Here is a 14,232-nt window from a genome sequence, read left to right on the forward strand (position 1 = left end):
CCGCGGTTGGCGTGCCACGCAGACGGCTGCCTCGCGGCATTGTGACTTGCTGGTCCCTGTGTCCGGACGGTGGTCGTCACCACATCGATTGCGGGCACAGGGACGGCGCTGCTGCCCCTGAACAGTCTATTGGACTATTTTCAATCGATGCATCGGAGAGATCCTATGGCCGGACTCAAGGCCGTTGCAGCCGCTGTGCTGCTGGTGGGAATGACGTTCACGCCGGTCTTGGCTCAGATGTCGGAGCCGGCACTTTTCGACGCGCAGAATCCGGGGCGTAGCGCGATCAATGGCGGCGCCCTGACGCCGTGGGGCGAGGCCCAGCTGGCCGCGCAACAGGGCGGCAACCCGGCCAACGCCTATGGGGCGATACTGGCGGCACCGTCCTCCTCCTGCGCTCGCTACCATTCGTTCGATCCTGCGTCCGGCACCTTCCTTGGCCGCGACGGCCGCCGCCATCCCTGCCAATAAGGCCCCGCACCGCTTGGCCGTAGTTCTTGGCCGTAGTTCTTGGTGGTGGATAAGCGCGCCGGCTGTCGCCCGGCGCCCGAACGACTGCGCGCTAGGCGCGTTATAGTCCGACGATCGTGTCGGGTCCCCCGGACCCGAGCGGCGGAGGGCACCTGACGTGACCGACACCTTGGCCGGTTTCTGGGACCGAAAGTCGACCTCGGACCTGTTGCGCGAGGCGGCGCGCGCGGACGGCGATGCCGAGACGCCGATCTTCAAGCGTTCGCTGTCGGCGTTGCAACTGGTCACGCTCGGCATCGGCGGCATCATCGGCGCCGGCATCTTCGTGCTGACGGGCCACGCGGCCGCCGCCAATGCCGGTCCCGCGGTCACGCTCTCCTTCATGCTTGGCGCCGTCGCCTGCGCGTTCGCCGGCCTGTGCTATGCCGAGATGTCGTCGACCGTGCCGATCTGCGGCAGCGCGTACACCTATGCTTACGCGACGCTCGGCGAACTGATCGCCTGGATCATCGGCTGGGACCTGATCCTCGAATACGCGGTCGGTGCGATCGCGGTCTCGGTCGGATGGTCCGGCTATTTCGTCAGCTTCATGCGCGATTTCGGCATCAACCTGCCGCAGCAATTCACCTCGGCGCCGCTCGCCTATGACGTCAACAGCGGTGCGTGGTCGGCGACCGGCGCCGTCATCAACATCCCGGCGATGGCGATCATCGCCTTCGTCACCGCGCTGCTGGTGGTCGGCATTCGCGAGTCCGCGCGCTTCACCGGCTTCGTCGTGGTGGTGAAGCTCGTCGTCATCGCATTGTTTCTCGCAACCGCGGCTTCGTCGGTCTCGCTGGCGAACTGGGTGACGGCGGGCAATCCGGACGGCGCGCTGATCCCGCCGAATGCCGGCCCGGGCGCATTCGGCTGGTCCGGCGTGATCCGCGGCGCGGCGGTGGTGTTCTTCGCCTATATCGGCTTCGACGCGGTATCGACTGCGGCGCAGGAAGCGAAGACGCCGGAGCGCGACATGCCGATCGGCATTCTCGGCTCGCTCGTGATCTGCGCCACGCTCTATGTCGCGGTCGGCTTCGTGCTGACCGGCATCGTGCCATACGACAAGCTCAGCGTGCCCGATCCGATCGCGGTCGGCATCGATGTGATCGGCATCGGCTGGCTCGGTCCGTTCATCAAGCTCGGCATCCTGTTCGGGTTGACATCGGTGATCCTCATCATGCTGCTGGCGCAGCCGCGGATCTTTCGCGCCATGGCGCATGACGGGCTGCTGCCGGGCTTTGCGGCCAAGATCCATCCGCGCTTCCGGACCCCGTATGTCTCGACCATCTTCTCCGGCACCGTCGCCGCTGTTCTCGGCGGGCTGCTGCCGATCGGGCTGGTCGGCGAACTCGTCTCGATCGGCACGCTGTTCGCATTCACCGTGGTCTCGATCGGCACGCTGGTGCTGCGGCTGCGCGATCCGGAATTGCCACGCCCATTCAGGGCGCCGGCGATCTGGCTGGTGGCCCCGGCTGCCGCTGGGACGTCGCTGTTCCTGATGTTCGGCCTGCCGCTCGACACCTGGATCAGGCTCGCAGTGTGGCTCGTGATCGGGCTGGTGATCTATGCCGCCTACGGCAGGCGCCACAGCCGGCTGCGGGCGAGGGGTGGGGGCAGCGCAGGCCTATAGTGCGCGCGCGTGCGGCCTGCTAGATTTACGCGTTGAGATAGCACCGCAAGCCGTGACAGTCGGCACAGTTCCCGGGAGGCTTCCATGCAAAATCTAACGACGCGAGGGCGATGCGTGATCGCGGCCATTGTCGCGATCGGCCTCACAGCTTCAGTCCCTGGCCGCGCCGCGTCGGTTGCGCCGGTCGCCGCCGAGAACGGAATGGTCGTATCGGCGCAGCATCTCGCGACGCAGGTCGGCATCGAGGTACTGAAGCGGGGCGGCAATGCGGTCGACGCCGCGGTCGCGGTCGGTTACGCGCTTGCGGTGGTTTATCCGGCCGCCGGCAATCTCGGCGGCGGCGGCTTCATGACCATCCAGCTCGCCGACGGCCGCAAGACCTTCCTGGATTTCCGCGAGACCGCGCCGAAGGGCGCCACCGCTAACATGTATCTCGACAAGGACGGCAACGTCGTCAACGGCCTGTCGACCAAGGGGCATCTCGCCGTCGGCGTGCCGGGCTCGGTGTCCGGCATGGAATATGCGCGCGAGAAATACGGCACCATGAAGCGCGCGGACGTGATCGCGCCGGCGCTGCAACTCGCCGAGGACGGTTTTGTGCTGGACCAGGGCGACGTCAGCATGCTGGAGACCACGACCAAGGATTTTCAGGACGACCCGCCTTCGGCCGCGATCTTTCTCAACAATGGAAAGCCGTTCCAGGTCGGCGAGCGGCTGACGCAGCACGAACTCGCCGAAACGCTGCGCGAGATCAGCAAGCGCGGCACAGACGGCTTCTACAAGGGCTGGGTCGGGGCTGCGATCGTGGCCGCGAGCCAGGCCGGCAAGGGCCTGCTGACGCAGGAGGATCTCGACAACTACAAAGTCCGCGAGCTCGCGCCGGTCGAATGCGACTATCGCGGCTATCACGTGGTCTCCGCGCCGCCGCCAAGCTCGGGCGGCGTGGTGATCTGCGAGATCCTGAACATCCTGGAGGGCTACCAGCTCAAGGAACTCGGCTACCATTCCGCGCAGGCGGTGCACTACCAGATCGAGGCGATGCGCCACGCCTATGTCGATCGCAACAGCTATCTCGGCGACCCCGACTTCGTGAAGAATCCGCTCGCGCGTCTGCTCGACAAGGACTACGCGGCGAAGATCCGCGCCGTGATCGACCCGGCCAGGGCCGGCGTCTCCAAGGAGATCAAGCCCGGCGTTCCGCCGCATGAGGGCAGCAACACCACGCATTATTCGATCGCCGACAAGGACGGCAACGCGGTGTCGGTCACCTATACGCTGAACGACTGGTTCGGCGCCAAGGTGACCGCGGCCAAGACCGGCGTGCTGCTGAACGACGAGATGGACGACTTCACCGCCAAGGTCGGCGTGCCGAACCTCTATGGCCTGGTGCAGGGGGAGGCCAATGCGATCGCCCCGGGCAAGCGTCCGCTGTCCTCGATGAGCCCGACCATCGTTTCCAAGGACGGCAAGCCGGTCATGGTGGTGGGCACGCCGGGTGGCAGCCGCATCATTACGGCCGTGCTGCTGACGATGATCAACGCCATCGACTATGGCATGAACGCGCAGGAAGCCGTGGACATGCCGCGCTTCCACCAGCAGTGGCTTCCCGAAGCCACCAATGTTGAGGATTTTGCGCTGTCGCCGGACACGCGGAAGATCCTGGAAGGCTTCGGCCACAAATTCGGCCCGCCGCAGCCGGCCAACCATCTCGCGGTCATCATCGTCGGCGCGCCGTCGCTCGGCGGCAAGCCGGTCGGCAGCAACCGCTTCTATGGCGCGAACGATCCGCGCCGCAATTCGGGGCTCGCTGCCGGCTATTGATTGTCGCTGTGCGATTGTGTGGTGGCGGCTGGGCAGGGCCGCCGCGCGCGATATCGATCGCGCGTCAGGCGACCGCCGTCGACCTGCCGTCGCCGTCCTGGCCGCCGATAAGCAGCAAGCGCCGGCGGATCGCGTCCTCGACCAGCGCCAGCGATTGCCGGGCTTCGCGCGCTTCGGCTTCGGCGGCCCGGGCGCGAAATTCGGCGGCATCGAGCTGCTCCTGCTGGGACTCGATGCGCCGTCGGGCCTCCTCGAGCGCCCGGGAGGCGTCCCTTAGCTTGCGCTCGGTGGCGGCGATGATTTCGAGCTGCGCCTGTTCGGCGGCCTCGGCGCGCGCTTCGCCGGCGCGGGCCCGGTCCTCGATGCTGCGGAACAAATCCGCCGCCTGATAGACGAGGTCCAGGGCTTCCGTGCCCACAGCCGATGTGGGGGGTCTTGGAAATCCAAGGACATTCGGGTCGGCCACAAAAGGCCCCCTAAATCCGCGCAGTGCCATGTAATTCAGCCCGTCGCGAGTCAGCGTATGCCAACAACTTGCAGTAGTTATAGTTAGCGGATCGTTAATGTGACGCAGTCACGGATCCTGTCCACCGGTTTCTGATGACGCAGCACCCGAAACGGCAGCCGGGTAGTGCAGGCGTGCGTTCGGCCCGCGCTTTTCTTTCGTAACTTGTCCCTCGCGCAAGCGCCTCGATTGAGGCCCGGAGCAGGAGACGGCGGAGCGCGCGCGAATCGAGGCGCGGTGCGCCGGAGATCGATGCAGCGCCCGCAGAGCACCGCAAGGCGGGGGAGCTGCTGATTTGGCCGAGAGCGCGAGTCGGGGCTCTATGGCATAAGTTTGACGCCTGGCTCGCTTTAATTCTCCAGCGTCGAATTGCAGGTCGTTGGGGCGACCGATATACCGGGCAACCTATGTGGCACGCAGCGCGCTCAGAACGAGCGACGCACTCGCCACGGAAAATCTGGTCGATGAAATTTCTGTTGCGGTTCTTCGGGTTCCTGTTCACTGCAGGAACCATCCTGTTCCTGGCTGGTCTGGCCGCGGTCGCAGGGCTGTTCTGGCATTTTTCCAAGGACCTGCCCGACTATTCGCAGCTGCAGAACTACGAGCCGCCGGTGATGACCCGCGTGCACGCGGCCGATGGCTCGCTGCTCGGTGAGTTTGCCAAGGAGCGCCGGCTTTATCTGCCGATCCAGGCGGTGCCGAAGCTCGTGATCAACGCGTTCCTCGCCGCCGAGGACAAGAATTTCTATGAGCACGGCGGCATCGACTATACCGGCATGGCACGTGCCGGCGTCTCCTATGTCCAGAACTTCGGTTCCAACCGCCGTCCGCAGGGCGCCTCCACGATCACCCAGCAGGTCGCCAAGAACTTCCTTCTGACCAACGAGGTCTCGTTCGGCCGCAAGATCAAGGAAGCCCTGCTGGCGATGCGAATCGAGCGGGCCTATTCCAAGGACAAGATCCTCGAGCTGTATCTCAACGAGATCTATCTCGGGCTCGGCGCCTATGGCATCGCGGCGGCCTCGCTGGTCTATTTCGACAAGTCGGTGAACGAGCTCACGGTCGCCGAAGCGGCCTATCTGGCGGCGCTGCCGAAAATGCCGGCCAGCCTGCATCCGGTGCGCAACCGCGCGCGCGCCATCGAGCGGCGCAACTACGTGATCGACCGCCTGCAGGAGAACGGCTGGATCACCACCGCCGACGCCGACAAGGCGCGCAAGGACCCGCTCGTCGTCACCAGCCGTTCCAATGGCGCGCACACCTTCGCCGGCGAATATTTCTCGGAAGAGGTCCGCCGCGACATCTTCGAGCGCTACGGCGAGAAGAAGCTCTATGAGGGCGGCCTGTCGGTGCGCACCACGCTCGATCCCAAGGTCCAGGTGATGGCGCGCAAGGCCATGGTGGCGGGGCTCGTGAACTATGACGAGCAGCAGGGCTATCGCGGCGCGATCCAGAAGCTCGATCTGACCAGCGACTGGGGCGTGCCGCTCGCCGAGATCAAGTCGCTCTCGGACATCTCGCCGTGGCGGATGGCCGTGGTGCTGGAGAGCAACGACCAGTCGGCGCGGATCGGCTTCCAGCCGGGCCGTGAGCTCGGCGGCGCCGTCAGCAAGCAGCGCGAGACCGGCATCGTCACGATGGACGGCGTGCGCTGGGCCAAGAGCAAGGGCAAGACGCCGACCTCGGTGGCGCAGGTGCTGCAGCCCGGCGACGTGATCTACGCCGACCCGCTGTTCAAGGACGGTCGCGCCGTCGAAGGCCAGTACCGGCTGCGCCAGATCCCCGAACTGTCGGGCGCGATGGTGGCGATGGACCCGCACACCGGGCGCGTGCTCGCGATGGTCGGCGGCTTCTCGTTCGACCAGAGCCAGTTCAACCGCGCGACCCAAGCCTATCGGCAGCCCGGCTCGACCTTCAAGCCGATCGTTTATTCGACGGCGCTCGACAATGGCTACACCGGATCGACCGTGATGATCGACGCGCCGATCGAGATCGACCAGGGGCAGGGTAATGTCTGGCGGCCGGAGAACTTCTCCACCGGCAAGTATCAGGGCCAGGTGACGCTACGCAACGCGCTCCGGCTGTCGCTCAACACCGTGACGGTGCGGCTGGCGCAGGAAATCGGCATGCCTGTCATCGGCGAATACGCCAAGCGCTTCGGCGTCTATGACGAGCTGCCGAACTATCTCGCCTATGCGCTCGGCGCCGGCGAGACCACGGTGATGCGGATGGCCACGGCCTATTCGATGATCGCCAATGGCGGCGTCCGCGTGAAGCCGACCCTGATCGACCGTATCCAGGACCGCTACGGCCACACCATCTTCAGGCACGACCAGCGCGAATGCCGCGGCTGCGACGCGCCGGAGGGCTGGAAGAGCCAGGCGGAGCCGCAGCTCGTCGACCGCCGCGAGCGGGTGCTCGACGCGATGTCCGCCTACCAGATCACCTCGCTGATGGAGGGCGTGATTCAGGCCGGCACTGGCACCGCGCTGAAGGAGGTCGGCAAGCCGATCGCCGGCAAGACCGGCACCTCCAACGAGGCCAAGGACCTCTGGTTCGTTGGCTTCTCGCCGGACCTCGTGGTCGGACTCTATGTCGGCTACGACAAGCCGCGCTCGCTCGGCCGCAACGCGCAGGCCGGCCACACGGCAGCGCCGATCGCGCGCGACTTCATGAAGCTCGCGCTGGCCGACAAGCCCGCCACCCCGTTCAAGCAGCCGGTCGGCATCAGGCTGGTGCTGGTCGATTCCAAGACCGGCCTGCGCGCCTCGTCCGGTCAGAACCGGGGCGTGGTGCTCGAAGCCTTCAAGCCGGGCCAGGCGCCGCCGTTCTATGATCCGACGATGGTCGCCGGTACCGATGTGATCGACGGGACCCAGCAGCCGATCTCACCCGACGCGGGCCGCGCGGTGATGCAGTCCAGCCCGAGCGGGCTGTATTGAGGGCGATTTTCACGCCCATTCCCCGCCAACAATGCTTGCCAAGCGTGGGACCAAGCAGGTAGAAGGTCGCACTCGCGCGGGCGCTGATTTGGCAAGCGAAGGCGCTGCACCGAGATGTCCAGTCATCCAGCTAAGCTGTTGATACCACGGACAATTCTTGGGGAATGGTGTAACGGTAGCACAACAGACTCTGACTCTGTTTGTCTTGGTTCGAATCCAGGTTCCCCAGCCAATCTGCCTTAATGGCGCGAGCAACCCTCAAAATCCCGACGCGACTGCGCGGCACAGCCTGCTCCTGATGGAGGACCGGTCGTCACCCAGCGTGCCCTCACGGCATCGAGGGTGGATTAGCCCGGCGTAATCCACCATGGTCGCGCGCGCGGCTCCGGCCGCTCGGATGTTGCGACAGAGGTTAAGGTGATGGACGAAATTCTCTATGCCCGCGAAGCGTCGATCGGCATCGACGAGTTCATCGAGGTGCTGCGCCAGTCGAGCCTCGGCGAGCGGCGTCCGCTCGCGGATACCGACCGGATGGAGCGCATGATCGCCAATGCAAATCTGATCGTGACGGCGCGGCAGGAGCACACGCTGATCGGCGTCTCGCGCGCGCTGACGGATTTCGCCTATTGCTGCTACCTGGCCGATCTTGCGGTCGATCGTCGGCACCAGGGGCACGGCATCGGCAAGCGGCTGATCGCGGAAACGCGGCGCCACGCCGGACCTGAATCGATGTGCCTGTTGCTGTCGGCGCCCGACTCGATCGGGTTCTACAAGTCGATCGGCATGCCGCAGCCGGACAACGCGTTCCTCTACAAGCGGGAGCGATAGCGCGGGCGGCTGCCTGCGCTGACCTACTTGATCTTGTCGTACACCGTCGCGAAGTCGGCGAGCGGCATCGGGATAGAGATGGTTTCCTTGGCGAGATTCTGGAACGACACCTTGAGCTGCTTGCCCGATTTCAGCTGGCTCAGGACGTCGGCCGCGATCGGCGCATTGATGTAGCAGCCACGCGCCTCGCAGGTCTGGATCGGCACGTCGACGGCCTTGCCGTCGTCGACCTGCAGCTTGGCGCCGATGGGCAGGTTCAGCCCGAGCGGAAGCTGGATCAGCGCGACCGGCGTGCGGGTGTCGCCGGGAACGCGGATGTTGACCAGCACGATGAGCTGGCCGGTCTTGGTGAGCACCGCGGTCTGCTCCATCACGCATTCGAGCGGGGCGTCGCGGCTTGCGCTGGTACAGCGCGCGACCCAGCCGGTGTTGTTGGGGGCTGCGGCGTCGCCTTGCGGAGCTGCGGGAGCGGCGGCCGGAGCCGGCGCGGCGGCATTCTTGGCCTTGGGCGTCTGGGCGTGGCCAAGGCCGGCCATGCCGAACGCGGTCAACAGGACGACAAGCGACTTTGCGACAATCTGCACGGTACCTGCTCCGAAACGAACATCTTTCGGATGTGCCGGTATGAAGGCAAAGTCAAGTCACTCGGCGGCCTGCTTGACCGATCCGTCCTCGCCGTCGTCGGCGTCGTGATCGGCGCGCGGCGAGCGGCCCCAATTCGCGAACGCGTTGGAGAGCTTGTCGAGATAGAGATAGACGACGGGCGTCGTGAACAGCGTCAGCGCCTGGCTGACGATCAGGCCGCCGACCATGGCATAGCCGAGCGGCTGGCGGATTTCCGAGCCGGTGCCGGTGCCGAGCATCAGCGGCACGCCGCCGAGCAATGCCGCCATCGTCGTCATCATGATCGGGCGGAAGCGGAGCAGGGCGGCCTGACGGATCGCAGCCTCCGGCTCCATATGCTGGTCGCGTTCGGCGGCGATCGCGAAGTCGACCATCATGATGCCGTTCTTCTTCACGATGCCGATCAGCAGGATGATGCCGATCAGCGCGATCAGCGAGAAGTCGAAACCGGCCGCCATCAGGATCGCCAGCGCGCCGACGCCGGCCGAAGGCAGCGTCGACAGAATGGTGATCGGGTGGATGTAGCTTTCGTAGAGAATGCCGAGGATCAGGTAGACGACGACGAGCGCGGCCAGGATCAACAGCGGCACGGTCGACAGTGATTGCTGGAACGCCTGCGCCGTGCCCTGGAAGCTCGAGCTCAGGGTCGCCGGCGCGCCGAGGTCGACCATCGCCTTCTGCACCGCTTCCGTCGCTTGGCCGAGTGCGACACCCTGCGCCAGGTTGAAGGAGATGGTGATCGCCGGGAACTGGCCCTGGTGGCTGATCGACAGCGGCCGCACCGGCACGCTGGTCCACTTCGCAATGGTCGAGATCGGCACCTGCTCGCCGGTCAGCGGCGACTTGATGTAGATGTTGTTCAGCGTGTCGATCGCGCCCTGCAGTTCGGGCAGCACCTCGAGGATCACGTGGTAGCTGTTGAGCTGGGTGAAGTACTGCGTCACCTGGCGCTGGCCGAACGCGTCATAGAGCGTGTCGTCGATCAGCTGCGGCTGGATGCCGTAGCGCGAGGCGGTGTCGCGGTTGATCTTCAGCTCGACCGTGGTGCCGTTGGTCTGCTGGTCGGTGGCGACGTCGCGCAGCTGCGGCAGCGTCTGCATCTTGCTGAGGATTTTCGGCGCCCACTGGTTCAGTTCGCTGAGATCGGCATCCTGCAGCGTGAACTCGAACTGGGTGCGGGTCGGGCGGCCGCCGAGGCGGACGTCCTGCGCCGCCTGCATGAACAGCCGGGCTCCCTCGATCTTCTCCAGCTTCGGCCGCAGCCGGGCGATCACCTGCTGCGCGTTGGCGTCGCGATCCCTGAGCGGCTTGAGCGTGATGTACATTGCGCCGTTGTTGCCGGCACGGCCGCTGCCGCCGATCGCCATCGCCACCGTCGCGACGGCCGGATCAGTCATCACGATCTTGCCGAGCTCTTCCTGTCTCCGCTTCATCTCGGCGAAGGAGATGTCCTGGTTGGCTTCCGACGTCGCCGTGATCAGGCCGACGTCCTGCTGCGGGAAGAAGCCCTTCGGAATGACGACGAACAGGTAGACCGACAGCGCCAGCGTCCCGAAGAAGATCATCAGCGTCGTGAACTTCCAGCGCAGCGCGAGGTCGAGCCCGCTCTGATAGCCGCGCAGCATCGCATCGAAGCCGCGCTCGCTGAGCTGGTAGAAGCGGCCGTGCCGCTCCTCATTATGGGCGCGCAGGAACCGCGAGGCCATCATCGGGGTCAGCGTCAGCGACACGAACATCGAGACGAAGATCGTCATCGCCAGCACGACAGCGAATTCGCGGAACAGGCGGCCGATGATGCCGCCCATCAGCAAGAGAGGGATCAGCACCGCGACCAGCGAGATGCTGATCGAAACGATGGTGAAGCCGATTTCCTGCGAGCCCTTGAAGGCGGCCGCCATCGGCTTCTCGCCCTCTTCGATGTAGCGGCTGATGTTCTCCAGCATCACGATGGCGTCGTCGACCACGAAGCCGACCGCGATCGTCAGCGCCATCAGCGACAGATTGTCGAGCGTGTAGCCGAACACCCACATCAGCGCGCAGGCGCCGAGCAGCGCCAGCGGCACCGTGACGGTCGGGATCACGGTGGCCCAGAAACTGCGCAGGAAGACGAAGATCACCATCACGACCAGGAAGATGGTCAGGAGCAGGGTGAACTGGACGTCCTCCACCGCGGCGCGGATCGTGGTGGTGCGGTCCGAGATGACATCGATCTTGATCGCCGGCGGGATCGCCGCGACCAGCCGGGGCAGCGCTGCCTTGATCTTGTCGACGGTGTCGATGACGTTGGCGCCGGGCTGCTTGAAAACGACGAGGAACACGCCGCGCTTGCCGTTGGCCCAGGCGGCCTGCTTGGCGTCTTCCGGCCCGGTGACGGCCTGGCCGATGTCGCGGATGCGCAGCGGCCCGCCATTGCGGTAGGCGATGATGACGTCGTTCCACGGATCGGCCGTGAGCAACTGGTCGTTGGCATAGATGGTGTAGGCGCGGGTGGCGCCGTCGATATTGCCCTTCGGGCTGTCGACGGTGGCGATGTTGATCGCGGCGCGGACGTCTTCCAGCGACAGGCCTTTGGCGACCAGCTTGGCCGGGTCGATCTGGACGCGAACCGACGGCTTCTGCTGACCGCCGATGATGACCTGCGCGACGCCGGAAATCTGGCTGATCTGCTGGGCAAGTTGCGCATCGACGCTGTCGCTGACCGTGGTCAGCGGCAGCGTGTCCGACGTCGCCGACAGCAGCATGATCGGCGAGTCGGCCGGGTTGACCTTGCGGTAGGTCGGCGGCGAGGGGAGGGTCTTCGGCAGCTGGCCACTGGCGGCGTTGATGGCGGCCTGCACGTCGTTGGCGGCGCCGTCGATGGAGCGGTTGAGATCGAACTGGATGGTGACCGCCGCGGTGCCCAGATAGCTCGTCGAGGTCATCTGGGCGATGCCCGGGATCTGCGCGAACTGGCGTTCAAGCGGCTGGGCGACCGAAGTCGCCATCGTCTCCGGGCTTCCGCCCGGCAGCGTCGCGGTGATCTGGATGGTCGGGAAGTCGACCTGCGGCAGCGGCGCCACCGGCAACAGCGGATAGGCGACGAGACCTATGAACAGGATGCCCGCCATCAGCAGCGAGGTGCCGATGGGGAAGCGAATGAATGGTGCGGAAATTCCGGCGCTCATTCCTGCGTGACCTTCGACTGGGATTGATCCGAGCTCGCCACCGCCGTCGTCACCAGGGTCCCCGGCGAGACCTTGTACTGGCCCGCGGTGATCACCTGCTGTCCCGGCGACAGGCCTTCCTCGATCACCGACTTGCCGTCGATCGACTGGCTGACCTTTATCTTGCGAAGCTCGGCCTTGTTCTCCTGATTGACTGAATACGCGTAGAGGCCTTCGGTGCCATGCTGCACCGCGTCATCCGGGACGACGGTGGCATCCTTCAAGGTCCTGACCAAGAGCCGGGTCGAGACCGACTGGCCCGGCCACAGCGCATGGTCCTTGTTATCAAACACCGCCTTCAGCCGGACAGTCCCGCTTGACGTGTCGACCTGGTTGTTGATCAGCGCCAGGGTTCCGGTGGACAGCACCCGCTTGCCGTCGGTGGTCAGAGCAATGGTCTTGGGCGGTGCCACGGCCAGCGCCGCCTTGATGTCGGGCAGCTGGTCTTCCGGTGCAGTGAAGATCACCGTGATCGGCTCGATCTGCGTGATCGTCACGATGCCGGTCTGGGCCGAGGCGTTGACGATGTTGCCGATATCGACCAGTCGCAGGCCGACGATGCCGTCGATCGGCGACTTCACGGTGGTGTAGTCGACCTGGGTCTGGGCGTTGAAGATGGCGGCCTCGTCGGCGGCGATCTGGGCCGTGAGCTGGGCCACGGTGGAGCGCTGGGTGTCGAGCTGCTGGCGCGTCGCGAACTCGCCGAGCTTGGTGTAGCGCTGCAGGTCGAGATTGGCGTTGGCGATATTGGCCTCGTCCTGGGCCTTCTTGGCCTTGGCCTGGTCGAGCGTCGCCTGATAGGGCCGCGGATCGATCTCGACCACTGTGTCGCCGGCCTTGACGAATTGGCCTTCCTTGAAGGCGATCCTGGTGATCTGGCCGTCGACCCGGGTGCGGACCTGGACGGTGTTGAAGGCCTGCACGGTGCCGAGCCCGGTGAGATAGACCGGGAAGTCAGCCTTCTCGACCGGCGAGATCTTGACCGGAACGGCCGGGCGCTGGGCAGCCCGCTTCTGCGCAGCCGCGATCGCCTGCTGGTTGTCGGTGTATTTCTGCCAGCCGAAATAACCGGCCGCGCCGACCGCTGCGATCACTAAAACCCAACCGATGGTGCGTGACTTTGACATGCGGACTCTTGGGCTCGACGTAACAATAAAGGGTGATCGAAACGGTTCACAGAGCTTGCGGATATAATATGCGTGCACTTAATGTGTAAACACACCAAGGCTTGAGAATCCTAAACATTTGGAAAGGTTTAGGTCAGAAACGATCAGAAACATTCCGTCTGGGAAATGCACCGAGGACCCCTATGTCGCTCGATCTCAAACGCCAGTTCATTGCGCAACTCGTGGAGAGTTCCAGGCTGCTGCGCAATTATATCGATCATCGCGCCAAGGCGCGAGGCACCACGCGTGCACAATGGATTGTGCTGTTCCGCCTGCGCGAGCAGGAGGGACTGTCCCAGGTCGATCTCGCCGACGTGCTCGAACTGCAGCCGATCTCGCTGGTGCGGCTGCTTGATCGCCTGGTCGAGCATGGCCTGCTCGAACGCCGGCCTGACCCGAGGGATCGCCGCGCCAATCGCCTGTTCCTGACCAGGACCGGGCGCCGCCTCGTCGATGATCTCGACAGTCTGCGCGATGCCATCGCCGGCGACGTGCTGCGCGACGTATCCGACAAGCATGTCGAAAGCGGCCTCAACACGCTTCGCGAGGTCAAGGATCGCATCAAGGCGCTCGGCGAGGAGGCGGAGCACATCGCCGCGAAATAGCGCGCATCTCGTCGCGCGCAGATCTGCTTTCTTGTCCGTTCACCTGCTGCAGCTTGCGCGACGTGGTTGAAACGCCGCGCGATGTCGTTCATATCGCGCAGCGACGATGCGAGAGGATGAGGGCAGCGATGGATGAGTTGAACGGGCGCATGATGGCATGCCAGATCCTGGTCATCGGACTGATCGCGCGCGTCGCCAACGAGCAGCGCGACCCGCTGCGCTTCCTCACGGATTTCCGCGACGAGATCAAAGCTGTCGTCAACGGCGTCAATATCACGGGCCTGGAGAACAGCGACAGCGTGCGGCAGGTCGCGCAGCGGACCATCGACGAACTGTTTTCGCTGATGAAGCCACCGAGCGCCGAGTGATCGGGACGACGTATAGATCAGCGCCTTGCA

At 65.0% G+C, this 14,232-nt stretch carries 11 protein-coding genes and 1 tRNA gene; 8 read left to right on the forward strand and 4 right to left on the reverse strand.

Annotation, left to right across the window (positions count from 1 at the left end; genetic code table 11):
* The first annotated feature begins 165 nt into the window (after window positions 1–165).
* From K359_RS0106470 to ggt, 3 genes are all read left to right on the forward strand, one after another.
* Window positions 166–471 (forward strand): BA14K family protein, encoded by a 306-nt coding sequence (locus tag K359_RS0106470; protein WP_029078608.1) that lies wholly within the window; start codon window positions 166–168, stop codon window positions 469–471.
* Between the two features lie 169 nt (window positions 472–640).
* Window positions 641–2,140 (forward strand): amino acid permease, encoded by a 1,500-nt coding sequence (locus K359_RS0106475; RefSeq protein ID WP_029078609.1) that lies wholly within the window; start codon window positions 641–643, stop codon window positions 2,138–2,140.
* 84 nt (window positions 2,141–2,224) lie between these two features.
* The gene (gene ggt, locus K359_RS0106480) at window positions 2,225–3,961 is read left to right on the forward strand and encodes a gamma-glutamyltransferase (RefSeq protein ID WP_029078610.1); all 1,737 of its coding nucleotides are present in this window, start codon (window positions 2,225–2,227) and stop codon (window positions 3,959–3,961) included.
* A 64-nt stretch (window positions 3,962–4,025) separates the two neighbouring features.
* Here ggt and K359_RS0106485 read toward each other — a convergent pair whose 3' ends face one another.
* Entirely contained in the window at window positions 4,026–4,379 is a 354-nt protein-coding gene (locus K359_RS0106485; protein ID WP_029078611.1) for a hypothetical protein, read from the reverse strand.
* 551 nt (window positions 4,380–4,930) lie between these two features.
* On the opposite strand from K359_RS0106485, the gene K359_RS0106490 reads away from it, so the two are divergent.
* The 3 genes from K359_RS0106490 to K359_RS0106500 all read left to right on the forward strand — a co-directional run bounded on the left by K359_RS0106490 (window position 4,931) and on the right by K359_RS0106500 (window position 8,236).
* Window positions 4,931–7,408, forward strand: coding sequence for a penicillin-binding protein 1A (locus K359_RS0106490; RefSeq protein ID WP_029078612.1), 2,478 nt, complete (start codon window positions 4,931–4,933; stop codon window positions 7,406–7,408).
* A gap of 158 nt (window positions 7,409–7,566) precedes the next feature.
* A tRNA-Gln gene (locus tag K359_RS0106495) sits at window positions 7,567–7,640 on the forward strand.
* Between the two features lie 188 nt (window positions 7,641–7,828).
* Complete coding sequence (locus tag K359_RS0106500) at window positions 7,829–8,236, forward strand: GNAT family N-acetyltransferase (protein WP_029078613.1); 408 nt, start codon at window positions 7,829–7,831, stop codon at window positions 8,234–8,236.
* A 23-nt stretch (window positions 8,237–8,259) separates the two neighbouring features.
* Here the strand turns inward: K359_RS0106500 and K359_RS0106505 are convergent, their stop codons facing one another.
* The 3 genes from K359_RS0106505 to K359_RS0106515 form a co-directional block, all read right to left on the reverse strand.
* Window positions 8,260–8,772 (reverse strand): invasion associated locus B family protein, encoded by a 513-nt coding sequence (locus K359_RS0106505; RefSeq protein ID WP_051346043.1) that lies wholly within the window; start codon window positions 8,770–8,772, stop codon window positions 8,260–8,262.
* Between the two features lie 105 nt (window positions 8,773–8,877).
* Entirely contained in the window at window positions 8,878–12,024 is a 3,147-nt protein-coding gene (locus tag K359_RS0106510) for a multidrug efflux RND transporter permease subunit (RefSeq protein ID WP_029078615.1), read from the reverse strand.
* Complete coding sequence (locus tag K359_RS0106515; protein WP_029078616.1) at window positions 12,021–13,190, reverse strand: efflux RND transporter periplasmic adaptor subunit; 1,170 nt, start codon at window positions 13,188–13,190, stop codon at window positions 12,021–12,023. The genes K359_RS0106510 and K359_RS0106515 overlap by 4 nt, the downstream gene beginning before the upstream one ends.
* A 182-nt stretch (window positions 13,191–13,372) precedes the next feature.
* On the opposite strand from K359_RS0106515, the gene K359_RS0106520 reads away from it, so the two are divergent.
* Together K359_RS0106520 and K359_RS0106525 are read left to right on the forward strand one after the other, a co-directional pair.
* A complete protein-coding gene (locus tag K359_RS0106520; RefSeq protein ID WP_029078617.1) occupies window positions 13,373–13,834 on the forward strand; it encodes a MarR family winged helix-turn-helix transcriptional regulator in 462 nt (153 codons plus the stop codon).
* 128 nt (window positions 13,835–13,962) lie between these two features.
* Window positions 13,963–14,202 carry a hypothetical protein gene (locus tag K359_RS0106525; RefSeq protein WP_029078618.1) on the forward strand — a complete coding sequence of 80 codons (240 nt, stop codon included), beginning with the start codon at window positions 13,963–13,965 and terminating at the stop codon, window positions 14,200–14,202.
* Window positions 14,203–14,232: the final 30 nt, after the last annotated feature.

The organism is Bradyrhizobium sp. th-b2 (assembly GCF_000426785.1).
Lineage (GTDB): Bacteria > Pseudomonadota > Alphaproteobacteria > Rhizobiales > Xanthobacteraceae > Bradyrhizobium > Bradyrhizobium septentrionale.